Consider the following 15958-nt stretch of genomic DNA (forward strand, 5'->3'; position numbering starts at 1 on the left):
CGATTCAAGCAGGAGGTTACGCGACGTAGTTAAGAGACTCGCCGAGCCCCATAATTCCGCCAGTGTTGATGGGGTCTAAATGACGCTCGTGAGACGTCTCATATCCCTAGGGTTTCGAGACGCTTCGAACAGAATCCGTCCATGTCGTGCGAATCGCTGGGTTTGTGTATGCAGAGGTGCATTAGCAGCCGGCCTAATTTCCCTGAATTAGGTCGACGAGGTCCTGGGCGCTCTCATCTGGCGCAAGAGCGATTTGCACCTGGTCACCCGTCGAGACGTCCATGACGCGGACCGCCGCTTGCAACTTGTCCCCGATCTTTATGAGTAGGCGTGCCGAGTCCCCTGCCCCGACGGCCTCTTCCGTGAGCTCCTGCCAAACTTTCGCGCCGTCATCGTTGAACGTCACGTCGACCGCGCTCTGCCCGTTCTCCGCGACACTGGAATTCTTGACGCCGGCTTCTTGGAATGTGGAGGGAAGCAGCACGCTGTCGCCGTTGACCAACACGCACTGAGAGTCCGACCCCGCAGTGCAGGTGTCCGAGACCGCCATATCGATAGTTCCCCCTGTCCCCGACGATGCCTCGTCGGCACCAGCGGAAGACGAGCAGGCGCTAAGCGCAAGCAGTACAAGTGCGGCCAAGGTGAGCCTTGATGTTCGGAAAGACATGATCGTCCGTTCTCTGGGTGGGATTCAATGGCCGACACAGCCCCCACTGCGACCGTAAGGCTCCGGGTAGCTAAGCGCCAGCATCTGCTAGTTCCCGCGGGCTGGCACGCCGCCCCACTTTGGGCCGCAGAGAATCTCGGGCCACATCGACCACAGCTACGATTCCTCGAGCTGGTGTCGACACCTCAGAACAACTTCCTCGCGTCTCGTAACTCACGTGTCTTGCTACCCATGGGCGGCTTCAAGGGGTCGTAGCAACACCGTATGAGTGAGGTGTTGGTGATGGCGTCGAGAGTGGTCATGAAGGATCGCGAGAACCTGTTCTGGGATCGGGTTCGCGAGGGCATGTCGGCGGCGGCCGCATGTGAATCTATGGGAGTGAATCGCAAACAGGGATACCGGTGGATCAAGGCCGCCGGCGGACGAATACCCGTCCCGGCCGTGGCGTCGTCAGGGCACTACTTGGGCCAGGAAGAGCGTCTGCGCATCGCGGATCTGCGGCTGGGCGGCGCCGGCGTTCGCGCGATCGCACGGGATCTGGGGCGCTCCGCGTCGACCATCAGCCGGGAGCTGCGCCGCAACTCCCACCCGACGACGCGCAGCTACCGGCCCTATGCCGCGCAGAAACGCTGCGTGATCCGAGCGGGCCGGCCCAAGCCGAGCAAGCTCGACGACCGGCTGCTCGCTGCTGTCGTCGAGGAGCGGTTGCGGAAGAACTGGAGCCCGCAGCAGATCAGCGACGACCTCGCGGTCGTGTTCGCCGACCAGGCCGAGCTGCAGGTCTCGCACGAGTCGATCTATCAAAGCCTCTACGTTCAGAGCCGCGGTTACGTCGGAGTGCGCCTGCACCGGCACCTGCGACGGGGCCGATCCGCCCGGAAACCACGGGGCACACAGCTGAACGCGCCGGGCAAGATCCGCGACAAGGTGATGCTGAGCGAACGGCCCAAAGAGGCCAACGACCGGAAGGTCGCCGGTCATTGGGAGGGCGATCTGATCGTCGGATCCGCCTCCGGATCGGCAATCGCGACTCTCGTTGAACGCACGAGCCGGTTCGTCGTCTTGGTGCATCTGCCCAATGGCCACAGCTCCGGCGCACTCCACGACGGACTCATCAATGCACTGGACGGTCTGCCGGTACTGCTGCGGCGCTCATTGACGTGGGATCAGGGAACCGAGCTGGCCCGGCAGGTGGACATCACCACAGCCACCGGCGTCCCGATCTACTTCTGTGATCCCGGTTCACCCTGGCAGCGTGGCTCGAACGAGAACACCAACGGCTTACTGCGCCAGTACTTCCCGAAAGGAACCGATCTGAACGCCCACAGCGCTCAACGCCTCCTCGAAGTCGCCACTGAACTCAACGAACGACCCCGCAAAACCCTCAAACGGAGCACCCCGGCCGACCTGCTCAGCGAGCTAGTCTCGAGGAAGGAATTAGCCCCTGTTGCTTCCACCGTTTGAAACCGCCCATGGGTTTCGAGACGGCGGAGGAGCGCCCGGCAGGGATCGCTCGATGAAGAGAACGCTGACGACTAGCGTGTGACCATGAGTGAGTATCGGCGCCCCGCGATCCCAGTAGGGATCTATCGCGACGAGCAGGGCATCCCTATCGATTACGGCAATCGTTGGGGAGGGCAGTCCCCACCCGAAGACGCTTATTCGCGTCTAACTCATCTCGAGCGCTTCGCGCCACTTCACGACGTCGCCCTCGCACTCGTCGAGTGGTTGCGGAGCACTTTCGACGTTGACGTCGAGAAATCATTGAACGCCGCTGCCGACCTTTTTCTCCAGCCGCGAGATGTTGTTCAAGTAGTAAGGATCGTGCCACGGGAGCATGCAGCGGCCCCGCTCACCTTTGTCCTCTCGCGGTTTCCAGGTGTATTTCTCCACGCGGGTTCCCTACACGATTTCCATTTCCCCGCGTGCGGCTGCGACGCATGTGACGACAACGTCACGGAACTGATAGATCAGCTCGAATGGACCGTGCGTACCGTGGTGTCCGGGGGCTACTCAGAGAGCTTCGCGCCAGTGTCGGGCGATTGGATCGCATATCGGCTCGATGATTTGGGCGGTGGGATGCAAGCCGGGCGCACAAGCACCCAGGAGCTCCCCAACGAGCGGGTGGTGGCTGCGCGAACTGCGATACCGGCTTCGGGCCAGTGGAACTCCTGGCCATTACGCCCCCAACGCGATGCCAACGCCGTCCCCTGACGCGCGAACCCAACGCATCGACGAAGGTAGCTCTGGCGAAACCCTTGGGATGTGGGGTCACCCCGCGGCCCTCGGAACTCACCGACCAATGTGTGATTAGTCTCGTAACCAAGGTGCCTCATAACCCATGCGATCGAAAATGGTTCCAGCCCTGACCGCGACACCGAGCGATCAAAGAGCACCGCGCTACACCACCACCAGGGCTTGACCTTACAGGGCGGAAATCGCGAACGAATTTCCCGATGTAGTGCAAAATTAGCTCGTGCCACGTCACTTTCGAATTTTCGCAGCGTCACCCTCAGATGTCGCTGCAGAACGACTAGCGGTATTTGAAGTCATTAGTAGGCTTCCTTATGATCCCCTTCTTCGCGGCCAGATCACGCTCGAGCTCGTGTCTTGGGATGGGCCGTTCGCAGCGATTCCGCTCTTGGCTTCGATGGACCCCCAAGCGGCAATAACCGCAGGGCTCCCGAAACCTAGCGAATGTGATTTTGTGGTGGTGATCATAGGAAGACGGCTTGGGACACATCTAGGCACGGAATATGCCAAAGATGACGGTCGCCTGGTTACCGGTACCGAGTGGGAATATGAGGACGCCCTCGAAGGTAATCATGCAAATGGAACACCGGAAGTGCTTGTTTATCGTCGCTCAGGCTCGTTCAACGTTGATGTGAGTGACACTGCGCAGGTCCGCATCGTCAAGAAACAGTTCAAGCTGGTCCAAAATTTCTTCGTTCGGATGCGCTCCGAGAAACAGGGCTACAACGATTACAGCGACCCTGAGGATTTCGCTACGCAACTGACAGGCCACCTGAAGGAATTGATCAAAAGAGCGAACGTTGCGCCGCCGTCACCTGAGGAGTTGATAAAGAGCGCGCTTCGAAACGAACTGCCGCTTGATGGGATCAACTTCGAGGACATTGAAGCATTCTCTTTTGATATAACTTCAGAGCCGAATCTGCGGGGTCAAGTTGCTGATCGAATAACCGCTGCGGTCAACAACAACACAATGACTGTCAGAGCAGACCGTCTTGTTTCCATGGCGAGAAAGCTCATGAAGGATCAGACAAGAACCGTGGCAAAAGCTGGCGTAAGACTCGCGCTTGCGCTGATCAACCGAGACGACCTCGACGTGGGTGCACTTTCTGAGGCTGCGGTCCATGAGCACAAGGAAGTGAAAGCACTTGTAATAGCGTCACTGGAGCCCTTCAGCGGAAAGCCCGTGTTAGAAGTGCTCAGTCACATCGGCAGTGAACTCTCGTACTGGAAGCCCGTACAGGCCATGACTGTTCTTGTTGAGCGAGAGAGCATCAGGCTCAATGCCGCGGAGAGGGAAGTATCAATCAGAGTGTTAGATTCGCTGCTCAGTAATCCCGAGCAGTCCACCACTCAACGCCGTCTGATGGAGGCCGCCAGGGAACGCATTTCTACCAGATAGAGACTAATCGACCGATTGCCGCAATCGCGTTCGAGACCATCATGAATACGCCAGCCCCGACGGCTGCATGACTAAAAACAGACACCTCACCATGCAGCAGATCCGTTGGGCCGTGCGGGATGGCGGCACTGCCCAGGTCGGTTCGAGTTCCTCCCACAGTTTTCGTTTTCCAGTACGCCTACGGTGGCGCAAGATTTTACGAATGGACGCGATTAACCGGCGTCGAGAGCCCGCAAACGACCTACCCATGAGACGCCTCGTAACCCATGGGTTACAAGACGCTGACTACCGTTCTGAGCTAGCGACGGCAACCAGGTCGATGCGCCAAATAGTGATCAAAGAATGCCGCCACAAAGCACCCAAAGTCACACCGGAATGACGCGGCCAATCCGCGTCCGATAGACCCGTCCGAAATAGGTTCCGGTGAACGGGCGGCGGTTTCAAGCGGTGGAAGCAACAGGGGCTAATTCCTTCCTCGAGACTAGCTCGCTGAGCAGGTCGGCCGGGGTGTTGCGTTTGAGGGTTTTGCGGGGTCGTTCGTTGAGTTCGGTGGCGACTTCGCACCGCCGGCTGCTCGCTAGAGTTGGCCGATGACCAACGTGCGATACCCGCGTGCTCTCTCACCTGGCGATCAGATTTCTGTACCAGCCCCTTCAATGGGGGTTCCAGCGGACCTGCACCCAAGACTCGACCGAGGGGCGCACGACCTCGAAGCACGGGGCTTCACCGTGGTCGTAGGGGAATTCGCTCGGCGTGACGGTCTCGTACCCGCTCCAGCCGCCGAACGGCGATCGGAGTTAAGCGCTGCGTTCGCCGGCCCGGCCCGTGCGATCCTTCCTCCGTGGGGCGGCGAGCTGGCGGTAGAGCTCGTAGAGGAACTTGACTGGTCGGCACTCGCTGCCGACCCCAAATGGTTCGTCGGCTGGTCAGACATTGCCACGCTGCTCATGCCACTCACCATCACAACAGGTGTTGCAACCATCCACGGAGCAAACCTGATGGACGAGCCGTGGGAGTTGCCAAAGGAATTCCGACGGTGGACCGAAGTGGCGTCCATGTCAGTGGGGACGTCCTTCACACAGTCCTCGGCGCCGCGACGGAGGTCACGGCCGTGGGGCGCTTGGGCGGATGAGCCGCTCACCCGCGATGCAGCCTACGAAGCGATAACTACCTGGCGAACGCTGGGCAACGACCGAACCACGCGAATGCGTGGTCGCCTCATCGGCGGGTGTCTGGAAACTGTCCCTCTGCTCGCAGGCTCACCTTTCGGTGACGTTTCTGGCTTTGCAGAGCGCCATGCCCCCGAGGGCGTAATCGTTTACCTTGAAGTGGCGGGTGCAGAAGCTTCGACCGTGCTGCGCATGCTCTGGTCGTTGCGTTTAGCCGGGTGGTTCACATACGCCAAAGGAGTTCTAATTGGACGCACGACCGCCCCTGCAGTTGACGGTCTCACTCAACGCGACGCGGTAGAGAGAGCGCTAGGGGATCTGGGCATTCCCGTCATCGTAGATTTTGACATTGGCCATCAGCCGCCGCAGATGCCCCTTGTCAACGGTGCCCTTGCGGAGATCGAGCTGATCGAAGGACGCGGCCGAATCACCCAGCACCTCGTGCCATAGCCCGCTGTCGCCGTCACTGGGAGTCACACTCCAATGTGTCTTGCAACCGTTGTGACTCACATCCCATGGGCGGTTTCAAGCGGTGGAAGCAACAGGGGCTAATTCCTTCCTCGAGACTAGCTCGCTGAGCAGGTCGGCCGGAGTGTTGCGTTTGAGGGTTTTGCGGGGTCGTTCGTTGAGTTCGGTGGCGACTTCGAGGAGGTGTTGAGCGCTGTGTGCGTTCAGATCGGTTCCTTTCGGGAAGTACTGGCGCAGTAAGCCGTTGGTGTTCTCGTTCGAGCCACGCTGCCAGGGTGAACCGGGATCACAGAAGTAGATCGGGACGCCGGTGGCTGTGGTGATGTCCACCTGCCGGGCCAGCTCGGTTCCCTGATCCCACGTCAACGAGCGCCGCAGCAGCACGGGTAGGCCGTCTAGGGCGTCGATGAGGCCGTCGTGGAGTGGGGGCCCGATGATCGCCGGGTTTCACGCCCACGTGTGAACGGTCGACGGCTTGTGGAAGGCAACCGATGGGCACCTTCCTGAGCACGTTTCTCGTAGATTCCGCGGAACTTCCGGAGCTACCCGATCGTGTTCGTTCGGCCGGGCCGGTGCCGCTTTCGTCGCCATCGCCTGTCGGCGATCTTGCCGCAGACAGCATCGTAGCGACCAAGTTCATGGCCTCGCTGCTGCACTTTGTCCGCACGGGAGCGCGGGACCCGAAGGACCCCACTTCGTGCATGGTGAAAACGCTGCTGCGGCCCCTGACCGGCTCACCCGGGTCTGCACCGGTTTCCCCGATCAGTGGAGACGGAGCCACACGCTCCATGGACTGTCGGCGGTCTGTTAGCGTAACCATTGTACCGCTGTGTTCACCATGCTTGAGGGAAAGTCATCTTGGCAATCATCAACGAGCCCTATCCGGGCCGGACGACTTTTCTCCGCCTCCGACCCTCGCCATTCTCGCTGCCGGCGGGGCGCTGGCCCTCAGCGGCTGCAGCGGGGGTCGCGGCGCAGATTCCGAGACCACCGACGCACGACTGCTCGACTATTCCGGAATCGCAGCAATGAACGTCGACATGGGTGAATCCATGAGTGGTTTGCGCTTCGGCAGATCAGTCCACCTGACGGTCACACTCGAACCCGGCTACGTCATCGACGACGCGAATGCCCTGGTGGACTGGCTGATTCGAACCGGCTGGTCGGTCAACCACGACAAAATCAACGGCGGCGTCATGATGACCATTCGGGACGCGGAAGGCGTGCCCGTCGCCAGGGACTACTGGCGGACCGCCATGAACCGGTTCGGGCTGCCTGATTCGGCGACGTCCGAGTTCAAAAAGGCCAACTACGAAAAAAGGCGGAATCGTCGGTGCACGCGCACAAGAGCTTGAAAAGCTGATCGGTCCCTGGCCGGCGGATATCCCCGAGTTCACCGACGTCCTGATCGTCACGGGGTGAGTTGATGAGAGCACCGAGAATGCAAAAGCATTTCCGCCCAGTGGCACTCGCCACTCTGGCCGTTGTTGGCGCACTGCTCCTAAGCGGCTGCAGCGGAGGTCGCGGCGCCGACGCCGAAACCACCCAGACACGCCTGCTCACCTACCCCGGCATCGCCGCCTCGCGGGTCGTCGTAGGGGACTCGATGAGCGGCTTCACCGTGAGCCGATACGTTTCCCTCTCGGTCACGCTCAAGCCTGGCTTCGTGGTCGGTGACGCCGACGCGCTCGCTGACTGGCTGTTCCGAACCGCTTGGTCGGTCAACGACAAGAAACTCGACGGGGCACTGGTCAGCGTTCAGGCGGCGAATGGCGATCCGGTCGCGTGGGACTACTGGCCCGCTGCCCTGGAACAATTCGGGCTACCGCAGTCGGACGACCCGGCGGCCAGCCGGTCCGATTACGAGGTGACCGGGATCGTCGACGCCACCGCGGAGGAACTCGAGAGTGTGATCGGGCCCTGGCCGGCGGACATCCCCGAGCCCACCGACGACCTGATCGTGACGGGCTGAGACGATGAGTGCACCGAAAATGCAAAGGCGCTCCGGCTTACGGAACGCTATTTAGGCCTATGAACGTGGCAGCAGGAAAAGAGACGACGAATCCGTCGTCCGCCTGCTCAGGAGCCCTGGCTACCAGGGCGCCACTGTAGTCGCCCCATCCAACGGTCCCCGGCCAGCTAGCCAGGCCATGACTAATTGCCGCTCACGGGAAGTGCCGATCCGGTCGGCCGCGGTGGCGAGCAACACTCACGGTTGCTAACGTTCGTGGACGGATCTCAGTATCGCCACCGCCTTGGGCTTGGTTTTCACCTCCCTGCCTGCGCTGTCGTATGGCGCAGCAAAGAATCATCAAAGCACTCGTACCGCAACCCCCTCGACGCTTCATCCGTTTGACCGTCTCCGCCGCGCCCATCGCCTTATGGGCGCGACGGTCCCCCGTGCCCGGTCAAGGTTCCTCCTACGGACTCATTCTTGAATCGTCTGACCTTGTCCAACCACCGAGCACAGCGTCGAGGATCTTCGCCGTCACGGGGTCGACCAGGTCGGCCGTGACAACGTAGCTGTTTCGAGTGGTCTGCTCGTTCGCATGGCCGAGCAGTCGAGATGCTCTCGTGATACCGGCGGCCCGCTCGATGAGCGTTGCAGCGGTGCGTCGGTAGATATACGTGGTGTACTCCTCGACATCGACTCCCAGTTTGACTAGGTTTACGCGCTCGTCGGCAATGAACGAACAGAGCAAACGCTCGTAATTGCTGACGCTCAGTGTACGGCCGGACTAGGTGGCGAACAGTGACGCCTCGGGGTCAGGTTCGGCGAGGGCCAGTCGGCGGCGAACGGCCGCTGCGGCCATCGATGGGAGAGCGATGCTGCGCCGTTGTCGGGAGCGCTTCGGAGAGTCTTTGCGATGGATCCCTTCCGCCTTCGTGCTGACAATGGTTCCGTTGACGATGAGGGTCGGAGGCAGGGTCGTCATGTACACGTCGCAGCGACGCAGGCCGAGGCATTCTCCGATCCTTATCGAGGTGCCCAACATGATTTCCATGCCGTCGATCAAGATCCGGTAGTTGGGCCGCGGACCATCCTCCCGCGTGATTCTCCACTGCTGCATGAGTTTGCGGATGCTGGCGATTTGCACCGTGGTGAGTGTCGACTCCTTCTTCAGCGTTGTCGGCAAGCGCTGAACGTCGCGCACAGGATTAGCACCCATCGCGTGGTCGCGCACGGCGTAGCCACAGATGAGACTCAACACCGCGCGCGCGTGACGTGCCTTCGAGATCGATTCCTCCTCCAGAATTTCTTGGACAATGCGGTCGCAGCGCCCGACGGTGAGTCGGTCAAGCTGGACTCCCCCGCACCGCGGCAGGATAACCAGTCGCGCTGTCGTCTCATACGATTCATAGGTCGAGTCGGAATTTGTCAAGGTGAATGAGGCCAGCGTGAGTTTAGGCGGCTAGTTTCGGTTCGGCCTCCGCGACTGCGAGTTCGGCGGGTTGGTTGATCCAGGCTGGTCCGGGCAGGGCGAGGATCTTTGGTGTGGCGCTGTTGCTGAAGCGTTCTGGGTTCTGCGCGCGGGCTTTGGCTAGGACCTTGGCGCGTTCGATGGTGCGGCCCGCGGCAAGTCCGTAGTGAACGTCGGCGGGAGTGTTCAAGCCGATGCCGGTGTGGTGGTGGGTGTGGTTGTAGTCCTCGACGAAACGGCTCATGAACAGGCGTGCTTCGCCGAGGGTGCCAAAGCGTTCCGGGAACACCGACGCGAACTTCAACGTCTTGAACCACGCCTCGGAGTACGGGTTGTCGTTGCTGACCCGAGGCCGCGAATGCGACTTCGTGACCTCCAGATCGGAGAGCAAAGCGGCCACGGTCTTCGATGTCATCGACGTGCCCCGGTCCGCGTGAACGACGTGCAGAACGCCGTGGATACCGAAGGTCTCCTTCATCATCTCCAGCGCAAGCTCACCTGATTCTGAGGCGTGAACGTAGGCGCCGACGATGTAGCGGGAGTAAATATCGATCATCACGTAGCAGTCGAAGTAGCGGCCCTTGACGGGCCAGGCGGCGGCGTCCCTTGACGAGCTTGTTCGCGGCCAACACCCGGTAAATCGTGGAGATCGACGCCAAATACACGCCCTGATCCAGCAGTCGGGCATAGATCTGGATCGGCGCCAGATCGACCAACTCGGGCGACGTGACCAACGTCAAGATCTGGGCCCGCTCAGTCGCGCTGAGCTTGTTCACCGGCACCACGACTACGCGTCGAGTCGGGGTTTGCACGAGTGTTCGTGTCGCGGTCGCCCGGGAAACTCCGGTCAGGCGCGCTGCGGTGCGGGTCGGAATGGTCGCGGCGGTGAGGTCGCGGTAGACGGCCATCAGGATTTCGCGTGCGGGGGTTCGTCCCGCGAGCTCTTGGACAACTGCTCCAAGAGCTCGTGTGCTTTTCCCATGATCGTCAGCGCCACTTCCGTGGTCGCTAACCGCTGCTCAGCCTGCGACAGCTGCCGGCGCAGCTTGGCGATCTCGGCTTGCTCTGCGCTCAACCGGCCGATCTTCTCGCCGGGCTGTTTGCCCTCGAGGACTCCCGCGTCGCGCAGCTTTCGCCACTCGGTGATCTGCGAGGAATAGATGCCCTGCTCCCGCAAATACGCGCTGCCCTCGTTGCGGGTGATGGCGTCGCCATACGCGGCCAAATGCTCAAGCTTCTGCGCCGGCGTGTACGACCGGCGGGGCGTGGGACCACCGGACCTGGGGCCGGGACTGCTGTTACTCATGGAACTATCGTCGCGCACGACGATCACGATGGGCTGGACATGATCGGGGACTTCCTGGTTCTCGCCCTACATCAAACGGCGAACTTGCTCTGAGCTGCTGGCCTCACCTAACCCTGACACGTAGGGGTGCCGCTCCGGTCGCGAGCTGGTAGACGTACTGCTGCGGGCGCATGACCCTTTGGCCGTCGCCTTCCTTGGTCCAGAATCGGCCGTAGCCGTCATCGGCTATTGCGCCGGTCCAGATCCAGCAGTCATCGGTGGCGGGGCATTTGACGACGTGGGACCAGAACCGTTCGGGCTCTGTAGCTTTCAGTTCTCCCCGTCATGGCCTGGGTCTAAGCCGTCTCTTTCACTTCATCGAACCAACACACGACGCCATTCGCAGCTTGGGCCTTGCCGACCAGGTCGGCCGTCTCCGAGGCGGAGGCCGCCGCAATTTTGAGAAGAAGCGTTACCTGCTCGCTGGCACCGGCGACCGTAGCGGGAACACCGTAGAGACTGTGTCCGTCTGTGCCATTGCAATGGGTGCCCTCGACTGTATCCCTGTGCCAGGTCGCCAAGTGTGTGTAAACCTGAGCAAGCGACTGCTGTGCGACTTGAAGGACTCCCAGCAGCTCGTACGAATCAGAGGGGCGCGGCACGGTTCGCGTGGCATGTGCAAGCGACCGGGCGACCTCGGCCAGCTCATCCGCAATCTCGATCTGTGAGCCGTCTTCGTTAGCTGACATTGAGTCTCCTGGTCGATAGTTCTAATGGGTGATCTGGTGCACGCGCTGATATGAGACGCCAAGCACTTCGCCGATATCGCGGATCGTGTAGCCGTCCGTCTCTTGGCGGCGCGCGACAGCGCGCCGGAGCCGCCCGCGGAACAGTATTTATCCGGACACAGAGGTATCCGTTCCTCGGGCTAGGCGCTCTGTCTGAGCGTGATACTTGGCATGGCGCTCCGCTGTTTCAATGATGATCGACCAAGGCGAGCCGTCACGCCTCGATAACATCGCCGCGTTTTGCCAGACGTATAGCCACAGGCCGCACATGGCCTCGTCGACCGCGGCCGGGGACTTCAGGTAGTGATTGCAGATCGCAAACGTCGGAACACTCAACTGATCGTAAATCAGGCCGAACGCAGCCTGACTGCCCGAAGCCATACTCAGCATCAGCTTCTGTTGATCGGATACCCCGGTCAATGGCGTCACCACACTATTCCGCTTCGAACGCCCACATTGCACATCACTGCGCTACACAGAGAACCTCCGCTGCTGGAATGCGTCGGCTCACGGCAGCCGAGAAGCAAAAGGTTGTGACCGGTCGATCTACACCCGACGCCGGTTGAGGTGCCAGGCCCGTAGCACGCGCCGCCGGCCCGTTCCGGCCCCACTCTTGCCGTAAAAACCACGCCCTTTAGAGGGACGTGACCCGACTGCAGCTGAATTACCGTCGACATGAACGCTGCAGTATTTCCTCCTGCTGGATACAAAACCGAATTCCCCCAGTTTCCCCTGACGCTGCCGGTATTTACCGACGGTGCACCGATGCGTGCACTGCCCTGCACACAACTCACCGTACTCCTGGGCCCATTGAGAGCCCTTCCGATCGAGACTGACGTCAACATCAACGGCGATCAGCTCGTCGATGTCGACCAGAGCAACAACTGGCATCTCGATTCAGGTATCCCGGCCGACGAACAGACTGGCGAGGCCACCTATGCCAGCGACGACCTCGACCGCAACCATCTCGTCCGTCGCCAGGACCCGGTCTGGGGCGGCGCCGCAAACAACCAGGCAAGCTAGGGCCGACACCTTCGCCTACACGAAAGCCGCCCCGCAATCCGGTCATTCAACCAGTCGAAATCGGCGGCAATCCCCCGCCACTTGAACCCTCCCGGAGGCTCCAGAGGCCCACCATGAATATCGCCAGCCTCACCGGACTCGACCTGGCCGATCTGTCCAATCTGTCCGAAGCGGACGCCTGGGAGCAAGTTGCGAACGCTCAATACTCAAAACGAGGCGGCAAGCTAGGCGCGCCGTGACCGTCGAGAACTGCGCACCGCTGATGGAGCGCAGCCAGGATTTGACAGAGCGTCGCGTCAGGGTGTCAGCTATGGGCAAGCGCGGGTTTGAGTAAGAAGACACTCGCGTGCAGGAGCGCTCATGAAGCTACACAGCCACGTCGTCCTAAGCCACGTCGCCCAATGACCATCATTGCCACTCCGCGCCAGGTTTTTGACCTGGTCGACTCTTTGCTTTCGGACACGTGGCCCGTTCTTGACCAGGACGCCGTTGCTCTCCTCGAGAGGCACTCCTGCGACGTGCTCCTCGCGCATCGGAACCGGGAGCGCGCGGTTCGGGTAGGGCGTTGGCACTGCCCCGAGCTGGACGTGTGGGGTGCGTGGACGGCATGTCCCCCGCACGGGATCGGGCTCAGCGTTTACCTCCTAGATACCACCGCAACGGGCCCAACTATCTCGCCAGGCTACGGCGCCCTCATCAACGAGTTCACCACTCGGCTGGGAGCACCGGAGATCATCGACCGCAATCCCCGCAGCCCGCACACGATGTGGAGTCGAAACCACCTCGCCGTAAGCGTGGACTCATACGCCCAAGAACAACAGTGCCCCCAAATCAAACTATCCATCCAACCAGTTGCAACAGCCCTCCCCCACGAAGTCAACAACGCACCCCACCACCTCGATAACCACCACAGCCACGGCAATTGAAGGCTCGGGATGGATTCGACCCCAGCCAGTGGACATCTACCGGGGTGCCTATTTCCGTGGAAGCCGCTCAGGCCCGGGTACGCCGCCGTTAGCTCTCTTTTACATTGGGGCTGCGGCATCAGCTTTCATCTGGGTGCCCTAGATAGAAGATTCTCTGCAGGCTGGAGTCGTCGGCCGTGGGCTGGCGGCTACAGCTCGGTAGGGTATCGGCCTGCCAGCCGGACAAGCCCAGTGTCCTGTGGGATGTGCACCTCGACGTAGATAACGAAGTCGCAGCCCGACGCATTACTCTCAGTCCATGCCACGACCCGCTCCGGCGTCGCCTTCAAGTCCGCGACAAGAACGTTGCCGACCGACGTGCCGGCCGCAAGGCAAGCAACCCTGGACTTTTAGTTCAGGCGAGGGCGCTCAAGCGAACCTTTCAATCGTTCCATCTATAACGAGAGCCCGTGATGCACGACACCATCAGCGATGTCATGCAGCTTCGAACTGCTGGCGCGCGCGTAGGTGCGGAGCAAGGAGAAGGCTGCATCAATGGACACCCCGTGGCGCTGCGCCAAAACACCTTTAGCTTGCTCGATGAGTATCCTGCTCTTCAGCGCTTGCTGTAATTGACCGTTCACCGTGCCTTGATTGCGGATGGTTTGCTGCTGGACGAGGCTGATCGTCGCCACTTGAGCCAAGGCCAACGCCAACGCTGCGTCCTGGTCGCTGAACGGTTCGCGGGCGGAACTAAAGAGGTCAAGGCTCCCGAAAGTGTGACCGCGCAGGCGCAAGGGGAAAACATGCGCGGCATCGAATCCCTGCGACAGGGCAATCGCAACAAACTGAGGCCACCGTCCGGATTCTTCGGAGAGATCAGAAACCTCTACAGGTTCCCCGGAAGCGAAGCAGTCCAGACATGGGCCTTGATTGTAACCAAGCTGAGCCTCTTCGACCTCGCTCGTACGCTCGTTCGAAGACGCCACAACGTGAAGAACACCACCGCTATCGGCTAAGAGAATTCCGGCGTCTGTCGCCGGCGTGAATTCGGTGCTGGCCTGGACGAGGATGTCCATGGTGTCGACGACGTCGCGGCCCGCACATACTGAGTCAGCGAGGAGCACAAAAACGTCTGCAAGATCAACTTCGCGTTGTGAAGACGCCATGCATCCAGAGAGTATAGTGCGATCACGCCGGCCGTAAAGGGGTTGCGCTCCACAGCCAAAGGCCCTATGTGGATCATCGAACTGTGCTGCTGGTTCAGACTGGCTCATCGAGCTGAGCAGTCCCGTTCGTCAGCCCAGCGATCCACGACTGAACAGCCGCAGTCCCCACCAGCACGCCCCTGTCCTCACCGAGCCCGTTCACGGGCAACCCGTTGAGGGTCCTATCTGACCGGTATCAGAACTCAATCGCTAGACGATCGTGCAACAGCCTTGAGCGATCCAAGAGACGTCGACGGTCCGTGATCTGCAGCGATCATCCCTATCGACGTCACTTCTTTCGGCGTACTTCCCGCGCCTCACCGTTAGAATCCGGTCTTCGGGCTTGCCGGATGTACAGGTCAGGTCTAGCTAACCACTACGTTCACGGATGCTGCCGAAGACCACGGATGCAACTGCACTGACACGGTCCCGCCCCAAGAAGCGGTACGAGAAATGGTCACCTGCCAGTCGATTAACGGTCGTGTTCTGCTAGTCACTTTCGATGACGGCGCAGCACTCAGAGCCAGCGAAGGGGCCTTCACTTCAGGCGGTTCAGAGGACCAACGCTCTGTCACCTACGGGAATCGTTGGCTGGTTGTTGGATCGAACGAGTCCGATGTCACGGATCTTGCCGAGACGCTGGAATAAGGCCGTGACCAAGGAGTAAGTAGTAGGCGATGCCCCTCCCCGGCGGGGCATTCTCCGTCATGCCTGTCCGATAGGGGATCGTTCCGCGGCCACTGCCCCGTGCCTTACGCTGTGGGCCGGCGTGCGCTATTTCAACCCCGATGTTCTGCCGGTGGCAGGCTGAGCGCAGGACGAGCGGGCGCGGTTCTAACAGGACCGTCATGCCTTCCTGGTGATACTTCGCGCTTTCCTTGACCTCTCTTCGGGTGCCGTCCGAGACTAGGGTCGGGCCTTACAACCGAGTGGGGCAGAAAGCAGACACACCGTGACCGATGAGGCCCAAGAACAGTTCAAAAACTCTCCCAGTTGGGATAACCCTCAGGTGCATCAAGCGACCGGCGTTATCGTGGCGCAAACCAGCGCCTCCCCCAACGAGGCGCTAGGCCTCCTGATCGGGTATGCGGAATCGACGGATGCCTCTGTAGATCAAGTAGCGGCCGATATCCTCGCCTACAAGATCACGTTCACTTAAGCCCTCAACCGCCGATCTGCGGCCACCACAGGTAGGTGCTCTCTGCTTTCACCCCAGCGAGGAAGCCTCCGGGCAACTAAGGGCGCTATGCTCTCTCGAGCTCATCGGCCGCTGCCCGAAAAGCCTGAGCGAGGTTTCTGTGCTCGCCTTCCCCGGAAAGCTGAATCGTAAATTCTCTAGCCGAGTCGAACTCTCGGATCTCCTCACCCAAC

The 15958-nt window shown here is 60.7% G+C and carries 15 protein-coding genes and 2 pseudogenes; 9 read left to right on the forward strand and 8 right to left on the reverse strand.

All coding sequences use genetic code 11. From position 1 onward, the window contains the following. Positions 1 to 193 precede the first annotated feature (193 nt). Positions 194 to 505, reverse strand: a complete 312-nt coding sequence (locus tag E3T22_RS12365; protein ID WP_134480602.1) for a hypothetical protein — start codon at positions 503 to 505, stop codon at positions 194 to 196. Positions 506 to 1045: 540 nt separating this feature from the next. Between E3T22_RS12365 and E3T22_RS12370 the strand changes: the two genes are divergently transcribed. The 4 genes from E3T22_RS12370 (at position 1046) to E3T22_RS12385 (ending at position 5938) form a co-directional block, all read left to right on the forward strand. After that, positions 1046 to 2131, forward strand: a complete 1086-nt coding sequence (locus E3T22_RS12370; RefSeq protein WP_198415055.1) for an IS30 family transposase — start codon at positions 1046 to 1048, stop codon at positions 2129 to 2131. An 84-nt stretch (positions 2132 to 2215) separates the two neighbouring features. Next, positions 2216 to 2881, forward strand: coding sequence for a DUF6226 family protein (locus tag E3T22_RS12375; RefSeq protein ID WP_134480604.1), 666 nt, complete (start codon positions 2216 to 2218; stop codon positions 2879 to 2881). A 493-nt stretch (positions 2882 to 3374) separates the two neighbouring features. Continuing rightward, a complete protein-coding gene (locus tag E3T22_RS12380; protein WP_134480605.1) occupies positions 3375 to 4319 on the forward strand; it encodes a hypothetical protein in 945 nt (314 codons plus the stop codon). Positions 4320 to 4909: 590 nt separating this feature from the next. Continuing rightward, positions 4910 to 5938, forward strand: coding sequence for a S66 peptidase family protein (locus E3T22_RS12385; RefSeq protein WP_088458294.1), 1029 nt, complete (start codon positions 4910 to 4912; stop codon positions 5936 to 5938). Positions 5939 to 6013: 75 nt separating this feature from the next. Here E3T22_RS12385 and E3T22_RS12390 read toward each other — a convergent pair. Then, positions 6014 to 6401 (reverse strand): annotated as a pseudogene (locus E3T22_RS12390) (IS30 family transposase); the annotation flags it as partial. 46 nt (positions 6402 to 6447) lie between these two features. Here E3T22_RS12390 and E3T22_RS12395 point away from each other — a divergent pair. Together E3T22_RS12395 and E3T22_RS12400 are read left to right on the forward strand one after the other, a co-directional pair. Beyond that, positions 6448 to 7311: a hypothetical protein gene (locus tag E3T22_RS12395; RefSeq protein WP_134480606.1), complete on the forward strand. Its 864-nt coding sequence runs from the start codon at positions 6448 to 6450 to the stop codon at positions 7309 to 7311. Positions 7312 to 7418: 107 nt separating this feature from the next. Next, a complete protein-coding gene (locus tag E3T22_RS12400) occupies positions 7419 to 7928 on the forward strand; it encodes a hypothetical protein (RefSeq protein WP_088458295.1) in 510 nt (169 codons plus the stop codon). Between the two features lie 766 nt (positions 7929 to 8694). Here the strand turns inward: E3T22_RS12400 and E3T22_RS12405 are convergent. The 5 genes and pseudogenes from E3T22_RS12405 to E3T22_RS12430 all read right to left on the reverse strand — a co-directional run bounded on the left by E3T22_RS12405 (position 8695) and on the right by E3T22_RS12430 (position 11880). After that, positions 8695 to 9339 (reverse strand): hypothetical protein, encoded by a 645-nt coding sequence (locus E3T22_RS12405; protein WP_134480607.1) that lies wholly within the window; start codon positions 9337 to 9339, stop codon positions 8695 to 8697. Between the two features lie 22 nt (positions 9340 to 9361). Further along, a pseudogene (locus E3T22_RS12410) lies at positions 9362 to 10684 on the reverse strand (DDE-type integrase/transposase/recombinase). Between the two features lie 335 nt (positions 10685 to 11019). Further along, on the reverse strand, positions 11020 to 11412 hold the full coding sequence (locus E3T22_RS12420; RefSeq protein WP_088458178.1) for a hypothetical protein: 393 nt from the start codon (positions 11410 to 11412) through the stop codon (positions 11020 to 11022). A 21-nt stretch (positions 11413 to 11433) separates the two neighbouring features. Beyond that, a complete protein-coding gene (locus E3T22_RS19680; RefSeq protein WP_121678523.1) occupies positions 11434 to 11559 on the reverse strand; it encodes a sigma factor-like helix-turn-helix DNA-binding protein in 126 nt (41 codons plus the stop codon). Next, positions 11560 to 11880 (reverse strand): hypothetical protein, encoded by a 321-nt coding sequence (locus E3T22_RS12430; protein WP_134545429.1) that lies wholly within the window; start codon positions 11878 to 11880, stop codon positions 11560 to 11562. Between the two features lie 246 nt (positions 11881 to 12126). Between E3T22_RS12430 and E3T22_RS12435 the strand changes: the two genes are divergently transcribed. Together E3T22_RS12435 and E3T22_RS19485 are read left to right on the forward strand one after the other, a co-directional pair. Continuing rightward, positions 12127 to 12474, forward strand: coding sequence for a DNA/RNA non-specific endonuclease (locus tag E3T22_RS12435; protein ID WP_088458180.1), 348 nt, complete (start codon positions 12127 to 12129; stop codon positions 12472 to 12474). Between the two features lie 113 nt (positions 12475 to 12587). Then, a complete protein-coding gene (locus E3T22_RS19485; protein ID WP_255416815.1) occupies positions 12588 to 12713 on the forward strand; it encodes a hypothetical protein in 126 nt (41 codons plus the stop codon). A gap of 1121 nt (positions 12714 to 13834) precedes the next feature. Here the strand turns inward: E3T22_RS19485 and E3T22_RS12440 are convergent. Continuing rightward, on the reverse strand, positions 13835 to 14548 hold the full coding sequence (locus E3T22_RS12440) for a GAF and ANTAR domain-containing protein (protein ID WP_166788940.1): 714 nt from the start codon (positions 14546 to 14548) through the stop codon (positions 13835 to 13837). A gap of 991 nt (positions 14549 to 15539) precedes the next feature. On the opposite strand from E3T22_RS12440, the gene E3T22_RS12445 reads away from it, so the two are divergent. Then, positions 15540 to 15746 (forward strand): ANTAR domain-containing protein, encoded by a 207-nt coding sequence (locus tag E3T22_RS12445; RefSeq protein WP_088458183.1) that lies wholly within the window; start codon positions 15540 to 15542, stop codon positions 15744 to 15746. Positions 15747 to 15958 lie beyond the last annotated feature (212 nt).

The organism is Cryobacterium sp. TMB3-10 (assembly GCF_004402305.1).
GTDB lineage: Bacteria > Actinomycetota > Actinomycetes > Actinomycetales > Microbacteriaceae > Cryobacterium > Cryobacterium zongtaii.